This window comes from Streptomyces sp. NPDC057099 (genome assembly GCF_042671245.1).
GTDB lineage: Bacteria > Actinomycetota > Actinomycetes > Streptomycetales > Streptomycetaceae > Streptomyces > Streptomyces purpurascens.
Genome location: NZ_JBHUTX010000003.1, coordinates 191,475 through 207,247, shown reverse-complemented (window position 1 = coordinate 207,247; position 15,773 = coordinate 191,475). Strand labels below are relative to the sequence as shown.

Annotated in this window: 14 protein-coding genes; 10 read left to right on the top strand and 4 right to left on the bottom strand. The window is 71.8% G+C overall.

Translation table 11 applies throughout. The annotated features are described in order from the left end of the window. Window positions 1–29 precede the first annotated feature (29 nt). Window positions 30–2,171, top strand: coding sequence for an OmpL47-type beta-barrel domain-containing protein (locus ACFT4A_RS05605; protein ID WP_382826622.1), 2,142 nt, complete (start codon window positions 30–32; stop codon window positions 2,169–2,171). A 3-nt stretch (window positions 2,172–2,174) separates the two neighbouring features. Here the strand turns inward: ACFT4A_RS05605 and ligD are convergent, their stop codons facing one another. Together ligD and ACFT4A_RS05595 are read right to left on the bottom strand one after the other, a co-directional pair. Continuing rightward, window positions 2,175–3,206, bottom strand: coding sequence for a non-homologous end-joining DNA ligase (gene ligD, locus ACFT4A_RS05600; protein WP_382826241.1), 1,032 nt, complete (start codon window positions 3,204–3,206; stop codon window positions 2,175–2,177). Window positions 3,207–3,258: 52 nt separating this feature from the next. After that, window positions 3,259–5,022, bottom strand: a complete 1,764-nt coding sequence (locus ACFT4A_RS05595) for a SpoIIE family protein phosphatase (protein WP_382826239.1) — start codon at window positions 5,020–5,022, stop codon at window positions 3,259–3,261. 157 nt (window positions 5,023–5,179) lie between these two features. Between ACFT4A_RS05595 and ACFT4A_RS05590 the strand changes: the two genes are divergently transcribed. Further along, window positions 5,180–6,244: an ATP-dependent DNA ligase gene (locus ACFT4A_RS05590; RefSeq protein ID WP_382826238.1), complete on the top strand. Its 1,065-nt coding sequence runs from the start codon at window positions 5,180–5,182 to the stop codon at window positions 6,242–6,244. Between the two features lie 12 nt (window positions 6,245–6,256). On the opposite strand, the gene ACFT4A_RS05585 is transcribed toward ACFT4A_RS05590, so the two are convergent. Continuing rightward, window positions 6,257–7,447, bottom strand: a complete 1,191-nt coding sequence (locus ACFT4A_RS05585; protein WP_382826236.1) for a zinc-dependent alcohol dehydrogenase — start codon at window positions 7,445–7,447, stop codon at window positions 6,257–6,259. A 219-nt stretch (window positions 7,448–7,666) separates the two neighbouring features. On the opposite strand from ACFT4A_RS05585, the gene ACFT4A_RS05580 reads away from it, so the two are divergent. Next, a complete protein-coding gene (locus tag ACFT4A_RS05580) occupies window positions 7,667–8,647 on the top strand; it encodes a DUF3048 domain-containing protein (RefSeq protein WP_382826234.1) in 981 nt (326 codons plus the stop codon). A gap of 23 nt (window positions 8,648–8,670) precedes the next feature. On the opposite strand, the gene ACFT4A_RS05575 is transcribed toward ACFT4A_RS05580, so the two are convergent. Continuing rightward, the gene (locus ACFT4A_RS05575) at window positions 8,671–9,135 is read right to left on the bottom strand and encodes a MarR family winged helix-turn-helix transcriptional regulator (protein ID WP_382826232.1); all 465 of its coding nucleotides are present in this window, start codon (window positions 9,133–9,135) and stop codon (window positions 8,671–8,673) included. Between the two features lie 207 nt (window positions 9,136–9,342). On the opposite strand from ACFT4A_RS05575, the gene ACFT4A_RS05570 reads away from it, so the two are divergent. Genes ACFT4A_RS05570 through pcaD form a run of 7 tightly spaced genes read left to right on the top strand, consistent with a single transcriptional unit; the run spans window position 9,343 to window position 15,756 of the window. Next, window positions 9,343–10,098, top strand: a complete 756-nt coding sequence (locus tag ACFT4A_RS05570; protein WP_382826230.1) for a CoA transferase subunit A — start codon at window positions 9,343–9,345, stop codon at window positions 10,096–10,098. Next, on the top strand, window positions 10,098–10,742 hold the full coding sequence (locus ACFT4A_RS05565; RefSeq protein ID WP_382826228.1) for a CoA transferase subunit B: 645 nt from the start codon (window positions 10,098–10,100) through the stop codon (window positions 10,740–10,742). Before ACFT4A_RS05570 ends, ACFT4A_RS05565 begins: the two co-directional genes overlap by 1 nt. Then, entirely contained in the window at window positions 10,739–11,941 is a 1,203-nt protein-coding gene (locus ACFT4A_RS05560) for a thiolase family protein (RefSeq protein ID WP_382826227.1), read from the top strand. The genes ACFT4A_RS05565 and ACFT4A_RS05560 overlap by 4 nt, the downstream gene beginning before the upstream one ends. A gap of 19 nt (window positions 11,942–11,960) precedes the next feature. Next, a complete protein-coding gene (gene pcaH, locus ACFT4A_RS05555) occupies window positions 11,961–12,734 on the top strand; it encodes a protocatechuate 3,4-dioxygenase subunit beta (RefSeq protein ID WP_382826225.1) in 774 nt (257 codons plus the stop codon). A 6-nt stretch (window positions 12,735–12,740) separates the two neighbouring features. Next, complete coding sequence (pcaG, locus tag ACFT4A_RS05550; RefSeq protein ID WP_382826224.1) at window positions 12,741–13,346, top strand: protocatechuate 3,4-dioxygenase subunit alpha; 606 nt, start codon at window positions 12,741–12,743, stop codon at window positions 13,344–13,346. Next, complete coding sequence (gene pcaB / locus ACFT4A_RS05545) at window positions 13,343–14,638, top strand: 3-carboxy-cis,cis-muconate cycloisomerase (protein ID WP_382826222.1); 1,296 nt, start codon at window positions 13,343–13,345, stop codon at window positions 14,636–14,638. Before pcaG ends, pcaB begins: the two co-directional genes overlap by 4 nt. Beyond that, window positions 14,635–15,756 (top strand): 3-oxoadipate enol-lactonase, encoded by a 1,122-nt coding sequence (gene pcaD, locus ACFT4A_RS05540; RefSeq protein WP_382826220.1) that lies wholly within the window; start codon window positions 14,635–14,637, stop codon window positions 15,754–15,756. Before pcaB ends, pcaD begins: the two co-directional genes overlap by 4 nt. Window positions 15,757–15,773: the final 17 nt, after the last annotated feature.

Below are 15,773 nucleotides of genomic sequence, written 5' to 3'. Positions count from 1 at the left end.
GGGCCGCCCTGCTGGCCGCCCTGCTCGTGATGCTCGGCGTGCAGGCGACGCCGGCGTCCGGGCAGCCCGAGGCGAAGGCCGCCGATCAGGTCCTCACCTGGACGGCCGGCAACGACATCGACAAGTACCTCTCGGCGCCGAAGACGGCGGTCGCGGGCACGGCCACGATCGTGTTCGAGAACAGCGTGGCCACCGGCAACACCATGGGCATGCCGCACACGCTGACGTTCGTGACGAGCGATCCCGAGTTCAACGACGACGTGACGCTCAACATCCTGGCCAACCCGAACGACGCCCAGGGCGGCAAGCACACCGCCCAGGTCACGCTCACGCCCGGCCGGTACTTCTACCACTGCACGATCCCCGGCCACGGCCAGATGCAGGGCATCCTCGTGGTGACCGAGGGCACCGGCGAGGACACCACGGCGCCCGAGGCGTCGGCGCAGGTGAGCGGCACGCAGAACACGCAGGGCGAGTACGTCGGCTCGGCGAGTGTGGCGCTGCGTGCCACGGACGAGGGCGGCTCCGGCGTCGAGAGGATCGAGTACGCGATCGGCGACACGGGTGCCTGGCAGCCGTACACCACGCCGGTCGTCGTCGACCAGGTCGGCGCCCACAAGGTCCGCTACCGCGCCTTCGACAAGGCGGGGAACGTCTCCGCCGAGAAGAGCGCGGCGTTCACGGTCGTGGCGCCGCAGTCGGACGACACGACCGCGCCGGAGACCTCGGCGACGGTGAGCGGTGAGCGCGATCCCGACGGGGCGTACATCGACATGGCGACGGTCACCGTCTCCGCCTCCGACACGGGTTCCGGCGTCAACACGATCGAGTACGCGATCGGTTCCGGGGCCTGGCAGCCGTACACCGTGCCGGTGATGGTGCACCAGGTCGGCACCCACACCGTCCGCTACCGCGCCACCGACAAGGCGGGCAACGTCGCGGCCGAGAAGAGCGTGCAGTTCAAGGTCGTCGCGGCACCGCCGCAGGACACCACTCCGCCGGTGACGGGTGTGTCCGTGGAGGGCACCAAGAACTCCGCCGGGGCGTACGTCAACAGCGCCCGGGTGACCGTCACGGCGACCGATGCGCACGGTTCGGGCGTCGAGAAGATCGAGTACTCGCTCGACGGCGGGCCGTATCTCCTCTACTCGGCACCGGTGGTGGTCGACCGGGCGGGCGGGCACACGGTGGCGTACCGGGCGAGCGACAAGGCCGGCAACACCGCGGCGGCACGCACCGTGTCCTTCACGGTCGTCTCCGGGCAGGTCCCGGCCCCCGACTGCCCGGAGTACGACGAGCGGTTGACGGTGATCGTCGGCTCGGTCGACTCGGGAGTGCGCAACCGGGTGACCGACAACCGGTGCCGGATCGGAGAGCTGATCGAGGACGAGAAGGAGTGGACGTCCCACGCGCTGTTCCTCAAGCATGTGACGTCCGTCCTCGACGCGCTGCTGAAGGAGGGCGTGCTCGACCAGCGCGAGTACAACGCCGTCCGGAAGGCCGCCCGGCAGTCCGGCATCGGCAAGCCGGGGCAGACCGATGGCTACCGCGCGCTCTTCGACGGCAGCGCGGAGTCGCTGGCCAAGTGGCGGCAGGTGGGCGGTGGTTCGTTCGGGCTGAACGCGGACGGGACGATCACCTCAAGCACCACGACGCCCGGCATGGGCATGCTGTGGTTCCCGGAGCGCAAGTACGGCGACTTCTCGCTGAAGCTGCAGTGGCGTGACGACGCGCCGGGCACGGGCAACGCCAACTCCGGTGTGTTCGTGCGCTTCCCCTGGGTCCACGACCACCCCGAGGAGTCTCGGCCGGAGTGGGTCGCCATCAAGTACGGGCACGAGGTGCAGGTGCTCGACCGGCCCGACGGCGACATGTACAAGACGGGGTCGGTCTACGGCTTCGACCGGGTGGGGCTCGCCGGTGCCGGCGTGACCCAGAAGGGCACCTGGAACGACTACGAGATCCGCGTGGTCGACCAGCACTACTCGGTGTACCGCAACGGTGTTCTGATCAACGAGTTCGACAACACCGGGGGCCAGGCGTTCACCCCGCCCCGCTCGGACGACCCGGGCACGGACGGGCGGCGCTTCGCCTCCGGCTACCTCGGGCTCCAGGTGCACGGCACGACGGATGTGGTCTCGTACCGGGACATCCGGATCAAGGAGCTGTAGGCGTCAAGGAGAAGCCGTAGGAGGCTTCTCCTTGCGGGCCCTGCTCGGCTGTACCCGCCTCGGTTCACCCGGCATCTTCGGATACTCGGGCGGGTACGGCAGGTCCCCCAGCCCGTGGTCGTGCTCGTCACGGCGGGCGAGGTCGAGCAGGGACTCCAGCGAATAGCGGTGGTCGTCCATGTCCGCGTGCACGTCGCCGAGTTCGGCGAAGCGCGCGGGCATGGTCGCGAGGTCGAAGTCCTGGGGGTGCGCGACGCCCACCTCGTCCCAGCTCAGGGGCGCGGAGACGGGGGCGTGCGGGCGGGGCCGTACCGAGTAGGCGGAGGCGATCGTGCGGTCGCGTGCCGTCTGGTTGTAGTCGACGAAGATGCGTCTGCCCCGCTCCTCCTTCCACCACTTGATGGTCACCTGGTCCGGCATGCGCCGCTCCAGCTCCCTGCCGACGGCGATGGCGGCGCGCCGGACCTGGGTGAAGGTCCAGCGCGGTTCGATGGGCACGAAGACGTGCAGGCCCCGGCCGCCCGAGGTCTTGGGGAAGCCGCGCAGTCCGCCGAACTCGTCGAGCACCGCCCGGAGTTCGTGGGCGGCGCGGGCGGCGTCGTCGTAGTCGGTGCCGGGCTGCGGGTCGAGGTCGATGCGGAGTTCGTCCGGGTGGTCGACGTCGTCGCGGCGCACCGGCCAGGGGTGGAAGGTGAGGGTGCCGAACTGGGCGGCCCACACCACCGCTCCGGCCTCGGTGGGGCACATCTCGTCGGCACTGCGGCCGCTGGGGAAGGTGATGTGTGCGGTGGGGATCCAGTCGGGCATGTTCTTGGGGGCCCGCTTCTGGAAGAAGTTCTCGCCGTTCAGCCCCTCGGGGTAGCGCTCCAGGGTCGTGGGCCGGTCGCGCAGGGCGCGCAGGATGCCGGGGCCCACGGCGATGTAGTAGCGGGCGAGGTCCAGCTTGGTGAAGCCGCGCTCCGGGAAGAACATCTTGTCCGGGCTGGACAGCCGTACGGTCCGGCCTCCCGCCTCCAGTTCCACCGCGTCACCCATGCTCGCCACGGTAGGCGCAGCGCGTGGGCCTCGCATGCGGAGCGTTCAGGCGTCACGGGGCGCGCAGGCGGGTGGCGAGCAGGGTGACGTCGTCCTCGGTGGTGCCGTGCACCAGACGTGCGAGGAGGCCGTCGACGACGCTCTCCAGGGGACCGTCGAGGTCGAGGCGCAGATGCGTCAGGCGTCGCAGCGAGGCGTCGATGTCCCTGCGGCGGTCCTCGATCAGACCGTCGGTGTACATGAGCAGCACGGTTCCGGGCTGCACCGGCAGGGTCAGTGCCTCGTATCCGCCGAGGTCGGTGCCGAGGGGAGGTCCGGTCGGGACGTGCACGAGTTCGGCGGGGGCGTCGGGGTGCAGCAGTACGGGCGGCGGATGCCCGGCGCCGGCGAAGGTGCAGGTGCCCCGGCCGGGGTCGACGAGGGCGAGCAGACAGGTGGCCACCCGGTCGAGGCCGATGCTCGCCAGCCGGTGGTCGGCCTCCTGGAGGATGCGTTCGACGGGGGCGCCGGAGGCGGCGATGGTGCGCAGCAGGGAGCGGTACTGGCTCATGGCGACGGCGGCGGTGAAGCCGTGGCCCATGACGTCGCCCATCACCTGGAGGGTGCGGCCGCAGGGCAGGGCCATCGAGTCGAACCAGTCCCCGCCGACGAGGGCGCGTTGCCCGGCGGGGAGGTAGCGGGAGGCCGTCTCGACGTCGGGGTGCGGGGTGCCGGGCTCGGACATGAGGGCGCGTTGCAGTTCCAGCGCCATGGTGTGTTCGAGGGTGTACTGCCGGGCGTTGTCGATGGAGACGGCGGCGCGGGCGGCGAGTTCCTGGGCCACGACGACGTCCTCGTCGGTGAAGGGCGCCGAGTCGCCGGCGCGGAGCAGGTACAGGACACCGACCGGGTGCTCTCGTGTGGGCAGGGGGACCACGACGATGGAGTGGATTCCGACCTCGCGGAAGACCTCCACGTTGAGCTGTGTGCGCACCATCTTCAGCAGGACGTCGTCCGAGGCGAGGTTCCCGACCCACGGGCGTCCGGTGTCGAGGCACTTCCGGGTCGGCGAGTCACGCACGACGTCGAAGTAGTATCCGGCCTTCGCGGTCAGCCCCACGCGGCCGACGACCTCCGGGCCGCCCGCCGAGGCGATGACCCGCAGCCGGAGGACGCCGGGCGCAGGCGGGGGCACGTCGTCGACGGTTCCCTCCGTGTCCAGGGTCCACACGGACGCCCGGTCGGCCAGACTCGGCACGACGAAGTCGGCCAGCTCCGCGCAGGTCTGTTCGACGCGGAGCGTGGTGCCGACCCTGGTCGCCGCGGTGTCCAGCAGGGCGAGGCGCTGGTGGGCCCGTTCCAGGTCGTCCAGGTACTGGCGCAGCCCGCTGACCTCGACCGCGATACCGCACAGGCCGAGCACGCGGTCGCCGTGGTCGAGGCGGTGGTAGACCGCGCTCCACTGGCGCTGCCGGAAGGGTGACGGGGCGTGCGTGGTGCCGGTGACGGACAGCGCCCGGGGGCGGCCGTCGCCGAGGATCATGCGCAGGACGTCCTCCGAGCGGTGGATGCCCGGCAGCACTTCGGCCATGGTCCGGCCGTGGAACGCGTCGGGCGGCACGCCGCTCATGCGGGCCATGGCGTCGTTGACGTACCGGAAGCGCAGCCGTTCGTCCACGATGGCCACGGCGGCCGAGGTGCCGTCGAGGACGTTGCGCAGGAGCCGGTACTCGTGCGCCTGCTCGACGGCCTCGGGCGGCGCGTCGGACAGCAGCGACAGCAGCGCGTCCTCGGCACCGGAGAAGAGCGACTTCAGCGGAAGCTGGTCGAAGCCCACGCGGATCCTCCTCGTCCGCCCCCTGATCAGAGCACGCCACGTTCCAGTGTGTCGCCGGGGCCTCACCTTCGCATCCTCGGGTGATCCCGTCCTGACCTGCGGCTTTCGCCTCCGCGCTCGACAGGCGGACCGCGGGGGCGGCTCTTAGAGTCGAGGCATGGATCTCCCGGTGATGCCCCCCGTGCTGCCGATGCTCGCCAAGTCCGTGGCGGCGATCCCCGCGGGGATGCAGTACGAGGCGAAGTGGGACGGGTTTCGGGCGATCGTGTTCCGCGACGGGGACGAGGTCGAGCTCGGCAGCCGGACGGGCAAGACGCTGACCAGGTACTTTCCCGAGCTGGTGACGGCTGTGCGGGAGCGGTTGCCGGAGCGCTGTGTGGTGGACGGGGAGATCGTGATCGCGCGGGAGGGGCATCTGGACTTCGACGCGCTGACGGAGCGGATCCATCCGGCGGACTCGCGGGTGCGGATGCTGGCGGAGCGGACGCCGGCCTCGCTCGTCGCCTTCGATCTGCTGGCGCTGGGGGACGAGTCGCTGATGGACGTCCCGATGACCGACCGGCGGGAGCGGCTGGCCGGGGAGCTGGCGGAGGTGACGGCGCCGGTGCACCTGGCGCCGGCGACCACCGACATCGAGGTGGCGCGGCAGTGGTTCGAGCAGTACGAGGGGGCGGGCCTGGACGGTGTCATCGCCAAGCCGCTGACCGTGCGCTACCGCCCGGACGAACGCGCCATGTTCAAGATCAAGCACGAGCGCACGGCGGACGTGGTCGTCGCCGGGTACCGGCTGCACAAGAGCGGCCCCGTCGTGGGCTCGCTGCTGCTCGGCCTGTACGACGACCGGGGCACCCTCCAGCATGTGGGCGTGTCCGCGGCCTTCCCGATGAAGCGGCGTGCCGAGCTGGTGGAGGAACTGGAGCCGCTGCGCCTGGACGACGCCCAAGGACATCCGTGGGCGGCCTGGTCCGACGAGGCCGCCCACGAGAAGGCCCGGCTGCCCGGGGCGCCGAGCCGCTGGTCGGGCCGGAAGGATCTGTCGTGGGTCCCGCTCAGGCCGGAGCGGGTGGCCGAGGTGGCGTACGACCACATGGAGAACGGGCAGCGCTTCCGGCACACCGCCCGGTTCCGCCGCTGGCGCCCGGACCGGACCCCCGAGAGCTGCACCTACGCGCAGTTGCAGGAGCCGGTCCGCTACGACCTGGCGGAGATCCTCGGCGCGTAGCGCCACGCCGGTTCAGGGCTGCATCAGCACCTTGACCGCGCCGTCCTGCTTGCGCTGGAACATCTCGTAGGCCTGCGGCGCCTCCGACAGCGGCAGCCGGTGGGTGGCGAAGTCCTCGACACCGAGGGGGTCCTCGTCGGTCAGGTACGGGATGATGTCGTCGCTCCAGCGGCGGACGTTGGCCTGGCCCATCCGGATCTGGACCTGCTTGTCGAACAGGGTGAGCAGCGGCAGCGGGTCCGCCGTGCCGCCGTAGATACCGGACAGCGAGAGGGTGCCGCCGCGCCGGACCAGGTCGATGGCCATGTGGAGGGCGGCGAGACGGTCGACGCTGAAGCGTTCGGCCATCGGGCCGCTCAGCTTGCGGGGCAGGATCGCGGCAGCGCTCTGCACCATGCGCGCCGCCGCGCTGCCGTGGGCCTCCGTGCCGACGGCGTCGATCACGGCGTCCGGGCCACGGCCGTCGGTTTCGTCGCGGATCGCCTCGATCAGTTCCTTCTCGTCGTCGAAGGACCTGAGGTCGTACGTCTCCACGCCCCGTGCGCGGGCCCGGCGCAGCCGCTCCGGGACCAGGTCCACGCCGAACACCCGCCCGGCGCCCCGGAGCCGGGCGACGCGGCAGGCCATGTCGCCGACGGGCCCGAGGCCGAGCACGGCGACGCTGCCGCCCTGCGGGACGTCGGCGTAGGCGACCGCCTGCCAGGCGGTGGGCAGGACGTCGGAGAGGTAGACGAAGCGGTCGTCGGGCGGGCCCTCCGGGACCTTGATCGGGCCGAACTGCGCCTGCGGGACCCGCAGGTACTCGGCCTGGGCGCCCGGCACGGCACCGTACAGGCGGGTGTAGCCGAACAGGGCGGCGCCCATGCCCTCGCCGCTGACCTGGGTGGTCTCGCACTGGGTGGGCAGGCCGGTGAGGCACATCCAGCAGTTGCCGCAGGCGATCTGGAACGGCACCACGACCCGGTCCCCGGCCTGGAGGTCCGGTACACCGGCGCCGACCTCCTCGACGATGCCCATGGGCTCATGACCGAGGATGTCCCCCGGTGTCATGAACGGCATGAGCACTTCGTACAGATGCAGGTCGGACCCGCACAGCCCGGTGGAGGTGATGCGGATGACCGCGTCCGTCGGCTCCTGGATCGTCGGATCGGGCACGTCCTCCACCCGCACGTCCCGCTTGCCCTGCCAGGTCACTGCCCTCATCGCCTCGCGCTCCCTCCGTCGGCGTGCGCGTCGGTCGTGTCGGCTCGGCCGTTTCGGAGAGGCCCGGGTACCCGGGTGCCCCGCAGTGAACCTTGAGCCGATCGACGGACGCGACGGGGACACCCTCCGTTCAGAAACAATCGGACATGGCCATCAATGCTCAGATAAGCGCACAATCAGAACAAGCAGCTGACATGAGGCGTGGTGGCGAGGGTGGGCATGGGACGAGAGGCGCGCGGACGGCGGTCCGCGACGACGGCGGCGCTGCTGGCCGCGACGGTGACGGCGGCCCTGGCGGCGGGCTGCACGAGCGGGGGCGGGTCGCCCGACGACGGGCGGGGGTCGGCCGGTGCGTCGGAGCGCGGCACGTCCTCCACGGCGGCCGACGGCTCCGTACTCGCCGTCAAGATCGACAATGCCGCCTCGGCCCGCCCGCCCACGGGTGTCGATGCCGCGGACGTGGTCTACGTGGAGCAGGTCGAGGGCGGGCTGAGCCGCCTGATGGCGGTGTACGCGACGAAGCTGCCGAAGGCGGTCGGTCCGGTGCGCAGCGCCCGTGAGTCGGATCTGGAGCTGCTGCGCCAGTTCGACCGGCCCACCCTCGCCTTCTCTGGCGCCCAGACGAAGCTCCTGCCGCTGATCGACAAGGCACCGCTGCGGACGGCGACACCGGGCAGCGCCTCCGACGCCTTCTTCCGCGACCCGGACCGGTCCGCCCCGCACAACCTCTATGTGCGGCCCGAGCGGATCGTGCCGGAAGCCCCGGGCCGGGCCGCCCTGACCACCGGCTTCCGCTACGGCTCCGCCCCGGCGGGCGGCACGGCGACGGCCTCGCAGACGGTGCGCTATCCGGCGGCCCGTTTCACCTTCACCTGGTCGGACTCCGGGGACCGCTGGCTGGTCGGCATGGACGGCACGCCCGCCACCACGGCCGACGGCAAGCGGATGGCGGCCGCGACGGTCGTCGTGCAGTACGTGAAGGTGCGCGAGTCCGCCTTCCGGGACTTCCTCGGCAACAACACGCCGTACACCGAGACGGTGGGCTCCGGGAAGGCGAAGGTGTTGCGCGACGGGCGGGCCTACGACGTGAACTGGGAGCGCGAGGGCGCCACGGACGGCACGGCGTTCACCACCCGCGACGGCTCACCCGTGAACTTCGCGAAGGGCCAGGTGTGGGTGGTGTACGCCAAGGCGCCCTGACCGGCACGCGCGGACCGCGCCGGTCAGCGGGGCGCCACCAGGGACTCCCCCGGGTTGCGCAGCCCTTCGGCCGCGTCCGACACGCGCCGGATGAGGTCGAAGAACACCGTCTGCTCCTCGGCGGTCAGCGGCGCCAGGAAGATCTGGTTCATCCGGGCGGTGCGCACCGTCACCTTGCGGTGGGTGCGCACGCCCTCTTCCGTGAGACGGAGCAGGAAGCGGCGGCCGTCCTGCGGGTCACGGACCTTGTCGAGCAGTCCGCGCCGGATGAGCCGGCTGATCACCTCGGCGATGGTGGACCGGTCGAGCCCCACCCGCTCCCCCACCGTGCGCTGGTCCAGCCCGGGTTCGGCGACGAGTGTGTTGAGGACCGCGTACTGGGGCGAGGTGATCTCCTCGGAGACCATCGTGTTCCACAGCAGGTAGTGCGCCTGCTGGAGCCGCCGGGCCAGGTGCCCGGGGTGGGTGGTGAGGTCGGCCGCCGCCATGTGCACCCCTCGGTCGTTTTCGTTGGTGCACTGAACAATACCGGCCCGCTCCCGGGCTGTCTGCCGACCGCACAAGGGATCAGAGACGCATTCACCGAGGTCTTGACGCCCTGCTGTGGCGATGGCAGCGTGAAAAGAGCTTCACGGAAATACTCAGTGCGCTGACTAATTGAGGTCGGGGTGCTCGGAAGAGATGGGGCTTCTCGGATGGACAAGGTGGTCGCCACAGCCCTGGAGGCGGTGGCCGATGTGCCGGACGGCGCGTCGCTCGCGGTGGGCGGTTTCGGGCTGAGCGGTGTGCCGAACGTGCTGATCCAGGCGCTGTACGAGCGCGGCGTGGCCGGGGTGTCGGTGGTCTCCAACAACTGCGGGGCGATGGAGTCGGGCCTCGCGGTCCTGCTCGGCGCGGGCCGGATCGCCCGGGTGACGGGCTCCTACATCGGTGCGAACAAGGAGTTCGCGCGGCAGTACCTGGCCGGGGAGCTGGAGGTCGAGCTGATCCCGCAGGGCACGCTGGCCGAGCGGCTGCGGGCCGGCGGTGCCGGGATCCCCGCCTTCTACACCCCGGCCGGGGTGGGCACCCAGGTTGCCGACGGCGGGCTGCCGTGGCGCTATGACGGTGAGGGCGGGGTCGCGCTGGCCTCGCCGCCGAAGGAGGTCCGGGAGTTCGACGGCGAGGAGTTCGTGCTGGAGCGCGGTATCCGTACGGACTTCGCCCTGGTCCGGGCGGCGAAGGGCGACCGGCACGGCAACCTGGTCTTCAACAAGTCCTCCCGGAACTTCAACCCGCTGGCCGCGATGGCCGGGCGGGTGACGATCGCGGAGGTGGAGGAGCTGGTGGAGCCCGGCGAGATCGATCCGGACGCGGTGCATCTGCCCGGCATCTTCGTGCAGCGGGTGCTCGCGCTCACCCCTGAGCAGGCGGCGGACAAGAAGATCGAGCGGCGGACGGTGAGCAGCTGATGGCCTGGACGCGTGAACAGATGGCCGCGCGGGCCGCGCGCGAGCTGCGGGACGGCCAGTACGTCAATCTCGGCATCGGCCTGCCCACCCTCATCCCCAACTACCTGCCCGAGGGCGTCGAGGTCGTCCTCGAATCGGAGAACGGCATCCTGGGCACCGGCCCCTACCCCACCGAGGAGACCGTCGACCCTGACCTGATCAACGCCGGCAAGGAGACCGTGACGGTCCTGCCGGGCGCGTCCTTCTTCGACTCGGCGCTGTCCTTCTCGATGATCCGGGGCGGGCACATCGACGTCGCGGTGCTGGGCGCCATGCAGGTCTCCGAGCGGGGCGACCTGGCCAACTGGGCGATCCCCGGCAAGCTGATCACCGGTATCGGCGGGGCGATGGACCTGGTGCACGGCGCCCGTACGGTCGTCGTCGTCATGACCCACACCGCCAAGGACGGCTCCCCCAAGATCCTCACCGAGTGCGCCCTGCCGCTGACCGGCAAGGGGTGTGTGAACCGGATCATCACCGACCTCGGCGTCCTCGACGTCACCGACGACGGGCTTGTCCTGGTCGAGACCGCGCCGGGCGTGACCGCCGAGGAGATCGTCGCCAGGACAGACGCCGAACTGACCGTGCCGGAGGGTGTGAAGTGAAGGACGTCTACATCGTCGACGCGGTCCGCACCCCGATCGGCCGCTACAACGGCGGGCTGGCCTCCGTCCGCCCGGACGACCTGGGCGCGCACGCGGTCCGCGAACTGCTCGCCCGCACCCCGGACTTGGATCCGGGCCGCATCGAGGACGTGTACTTCGGCAACGCCAACGGCGCCGGTGAGGAGAACCGCAACGTCGGCCGCATGGCGGCGCTGCTGGCGGGCCTGCCCACCTCGGTGCCGGGCGTGACCGTCAACCGGCTGTGCGCCTCCGGGCTGGAGGCGGTCATCCAGGCGGCTCGCGCGATCGCGGTCGGGGACGCCTCGATCGCCGTGGCCGGTGGCGTCGAGTCGATGACCCGGGCGCCCTATGTGCTGCCCAAGTCCGACAAGCCCTTCCCGGCCGGGCACACCGAGCTGTACTCCACGACTCTGGGCTGGCGGATGGTCAACCCGAGGATGGAGCCGCAGTGGACGATTCCGCTGGGCGAGTCGGCCGAACTCATCGCCGGCAAGCACAAGATCAGCCGCGAGCAGCAGGACGAGTACGCGCTCGGCAGCCATGAGAAGGCCGCGCGGGCGCGGGAACAGGGCCTGTTCGACGCGGAGTCGGCACCTGTGGCGGTCCCGCAGCGCAAGGGCGATCCGGTGGTCTTCGCCGCCGACGAGTGCGTGCGTGCGGATGCCTCCCTGGCGACGATGGCCAAGCTGAAGCCGTCGTTCCGCAAGGAGGGCGGCACGGTGACGGCGGGTAACGCGTCACCGCTCAACGACGGGGCGGCGGCCCTTCTCCTGGTCGACGAGGAGGGTCTGAGGGCCACGGGGCGCGAGCCGCTGGCCCGGGTGTCCGCGACCGGCGTCAACGCCCTCGACCCGGACTACTTCGGACTCGCTCCGGTCGAGGCCGTCAACCGGGCTCTGGCCAAGGCGGGCAAGGGGTTCGGCGATCTGTCCGTGCTGGAGCTGAACGAGGCCTTCGCGGCGCAGGTGCTGGGGTGTGTGGCCGAGTGGCCCGAGTTCGATCCCGCGATTCTCAATCCGCAGGGCGGTGCGATCGCTCTGGGGCATCCGCTGGGTGCGTCCGGGGCGCGGCTCGCCGGGACGGTCGCGCATCAGCTTGCCCGGCGGGGCAGTGGCGTCGGTGTTGCCACCCTCTGCATCGGGGTGGGCCAGGGCCTCGCCCTCGTCCTCGAACGCTAGAAGACTCCCAGGGACTCACATGACTCTCACTCAGCACGACATCGATCAGGAGATCGCGGCCGAGCACGCCGCGTACGAGAAGCGCCTCGCCGACGGCGGGCCCGTCGAGAACCAACCGCGCCGCGATTACGCGCCGTACCGCTCCTCGGTGCTGCGGCACCCCAAACGGCCGCCGGTCACGATCGACGTCAGCAAGGACCCGGAGCTGGTGGAGCTGTCCTCCCCGGCGTTCGGGGAGCGGGACATCACCGAGATGGACAGTGACCTCACCCGGCAGCACGACGGTGAGCCGATCGGTGAGCGCATCACCGTCTCGGGCCGGCTGCTGGACCGCGACGGCCGCCCGGTGCGCGGCCAGCTCGTGGAGATATGGCAGGCCAACTCGGCGGGCCGCTACGCCCATCAGCGCGAGCAGCACGACGCCCCGCTGGACCCGAACTTCACCGGCGTGGGCCGCACGCTCACCGACGCCGAGGGCCACTACCGCTTCACCACCGTCCAGCCGGGCCCGTACCCGTGGCGCCAGCACGTCAACGCCTGGCGGCCGGCCCATATCCACTTCTCGCTCTTCGGCTCGGCGTTCACCCAGCGGCTCGTGACGCAGATGTACTTCCCGAGCGACCCGCTCTTCCCCTACGACCCGATCATCCAGTCGGTGACGGACGACGCGGCCCGGCAGCGGCTGGTCGCCACGTACGACCACAGCCTGTCGGTGCCGGAGTTCTCGATGGGCTACCACTGGGACATCGTGCTCGACGGGCCGCAGGCCACCTGGATAGAGGAAGGGCGCTGACCTGCCATGACGAAGATCGACACCAGTAGCCCTGAGAACGTGCTGCCCACCCCCTCGCACACCGTCGGCCCGTTCTACGGCCACGCCCTGCCGTTCCGCGGCGGTGAGGACATCGCGCCCGCCGGGCATCCGGACACGGTCACCGTGCACGGGTACGTCCTCGACGGCGAGGGCGATCCGCTGCCGGACGCCCTGATCGAACTGTGGGGGCCGGACCCCGACGGCAACCTGGCGACGGCCGACGGTTCGATGCGGCGCGACCCGGCGTCGGGCGGCTTCCTGGGGCGCAACGGCGTGGAGTTCACGGGCTGGGGACGAATCCAGACCGACGCGAACGGTCACTGGTACGCGCGCACCCTGCGGCCCGGCGCACGCGGGCGGAACGCCCCGTACCTCAGCGTGTGCGTCTTCGCGCGCGGGCTGCTGGTGCACCTGTACACGCGGATCTATCTGCCGGGCGACAAGGCGGCGCTCTCCGCCGACCCGCTGCTGTCTGTGCTGGACGACGGGCGCCGCGACACGCTGATCGCCGTGGAGGAGGCGCGCGGCACGTACCGTTTCGACATCCGCCTTCAGGGCGAAGGCGAGACGGTCTTCCTGGAGTTCCAGTGACAGCTGCGCACGGCGACACCGGCCTGCTCGCCCCCGGGTGGGCCGACTCGGCGGCCGCGTCCGCGACGAGCGACCACGCGTATCTGCGGGCGCTGCTCGACGCGGAGGCCGCGCTGACCCGGGCCCAGGCCTCGCTGGGGCTCGCACCCGCCGAGGCGGCGACGGCGGTGACCGAGGCGGCAGGCTCCGGTGCCTTCGACGTCCGGTCCCTCGCCGAGCGGGCCCGCACCGGCGGCAACCCCGTCATCCCCCTGGTCGCGGAGCTGACGAAGGCCGTCGGCGAGGAGTACGGCTCCTACGTCCACCGGGGCGCGACCAGCCAGGACATCATGGACACGGCGACGATGCTGGTCGCCGCGCGGACCCTGGAGCTGCTCCTCGCCGACCTCGGACGCACCGAGCAGGCCCTCGCCCGGCTGGCCGCCGAACACCGTGACACCGCGATGCCGGGACGGACGCTCACCCAGCACGCCGTACCGACGACCTTCGGGCTGAAGGCCGCCGGATGGCGGGCGCTGGTCCTCGACGCGCGCGACCGGACGACGGCCGTACGGGACTCGCTGCCCGCCCAACTCGGCGGCGCGGCAGGCACGTTGGCTGCCTTCGGGGCGTACGGCGCGAGCGATCCGACCGGGCTGCCGGCGGCGTACGCCGGTGAACTCGGCCTCAGGGCACCCGATCTGCCCTGGCACACCCTGCGGACACCCGTCGCCGATCTCGCCGGATGCCTCGCCTTCACGGCGGGCGCGCTCGGCAAACTCGCCGTGGACGTCCTCACCCTGTCGCGCACCGAGATCGCCGAGGTCGCGGAGGGCAGCGGCGGGGGCTCGTCCGCCATGCCGCACAAGTCCAACCCCGTACGGTCCACCCTCCTCGCCGCCGCCGCGCGACGGGCACCGCAGCTCGCGGCCACGCTGTACGGCTCGCTGGCCGCGGAGGACGAGCGGCCGGCCGGGTCCTGGCACGCCGAGTGGGAACCGCTGCGGGACCTGCTGCGGCTGGTCGGCGGGGCCGCCCGGGACGCCGTGGAGCTGGCCGAGGGACTGCGGGTCAGGCCCGAGGCCATGCGTGAACACCTGGACCTGACCGGCGGGCTGATCGTCTCCGAGCGGCTCTCCGCCGAACTGGCCCCGGTGCTGGGCCGCGCCCGCGCCAAGGAACTCCTCACCCGGCTGGCCGCCGAGGGACGCCCGCTCGCCGAGGCACCGGAGCTGGCGGACGTCGACCTCGACCCCACCCACTACACCGGCTCCGCCGGAGCCCTCACCGACCGCGCTCTGGAGCGACGTTGACACTCCTGAACCATCACACCGAAGGGCCCGCCTCCGCTCCCCCGCTGCTGCTCGGCCCCTCCCTCGGCACCTCGTACGCCCTGTGGGACAAGGTGGCGCCCGAGCTGTCGATCACCCACCGGGTGGTCCGCTGGGATCTGCCGGGGCACGGCGGTTCGGCGGCCGGGCTCATCAAGGCGGGCGCGACGGTCGGTGACCTTGCCGACTTGGTGCTGAAGCTCGCCGACTCGCTCGGCATCGAGCGGTTCGCGTACGCGGGTGTGTCGCTGGGCGGCGCCGTGGGACTGCATCTCGCGGTGCACCGTCCGGAGCGGCTGTCGTCGCTCGCCGTGATCTGCTCGTCGGCGCACTTCAACGGCCCCGGGCCGTGGGAGGAGCGGGCCGCGCTGGTACGGCGGGAGGGGCTGGCCGGGCTCGCGGAGGGCGCGGACGCGCGCTGGTTCACGCCCGGGTTCACCGTGCCGGAGCTGGTGCGGGACCACCGGGACGCCGACCCGGACGCGTACGCCGCCTGCTGTGACGCGCTCGCCGCGTTCGATCTGCGGGACCGGCTGCCCGAGATCGCCGTACCGACGCTGCTGGTCGCCGGCCGGGAGGATCCGGCGACGCCGCCCGCGCATCTGCGGGAGATCGCCGACGCCGTGCCGGGCTCGACGCTCGTCGAGTTCCCGGGCGCCTCGCACCTGGCGCCCGCACAGTGCCCGGAAGCGGTACTGACCGCGCTGCGGGCCCACTTCGGCGGGCCCGTCGGACGCGGGATGGAGGTGCGGCGCCAGGTGCTCGGCGACTCGCACGTCGACCGGGCCCAGGCCCGGCAGACGCCCTTCACCGCGCGGTTCCAGGACTTCATCTCGCGCTACGCCTGGGGCGAGATCTGGACCGACCCGACGCTGTCGCGCCGCGAGCGCAGCATGATCACCCTCACCGCGCTGGTCGCGCACGGCCACTACGACGAGCTGGCCATGCACGTCCGAGCGGCCCGCCGCAACGGGCTCACCCCCGAGGAGATCGGCGCGGTGCTGCTGCAGACGGCCGTGTACTGCGGGGTGCCCGCGGCGAACTCGGCGTTCGCGACGGCCCAGCGGGTGCTCGCGGAGGAGGACGGCGCAGCAGGGTGACCCCGCCGGTCGTGGTC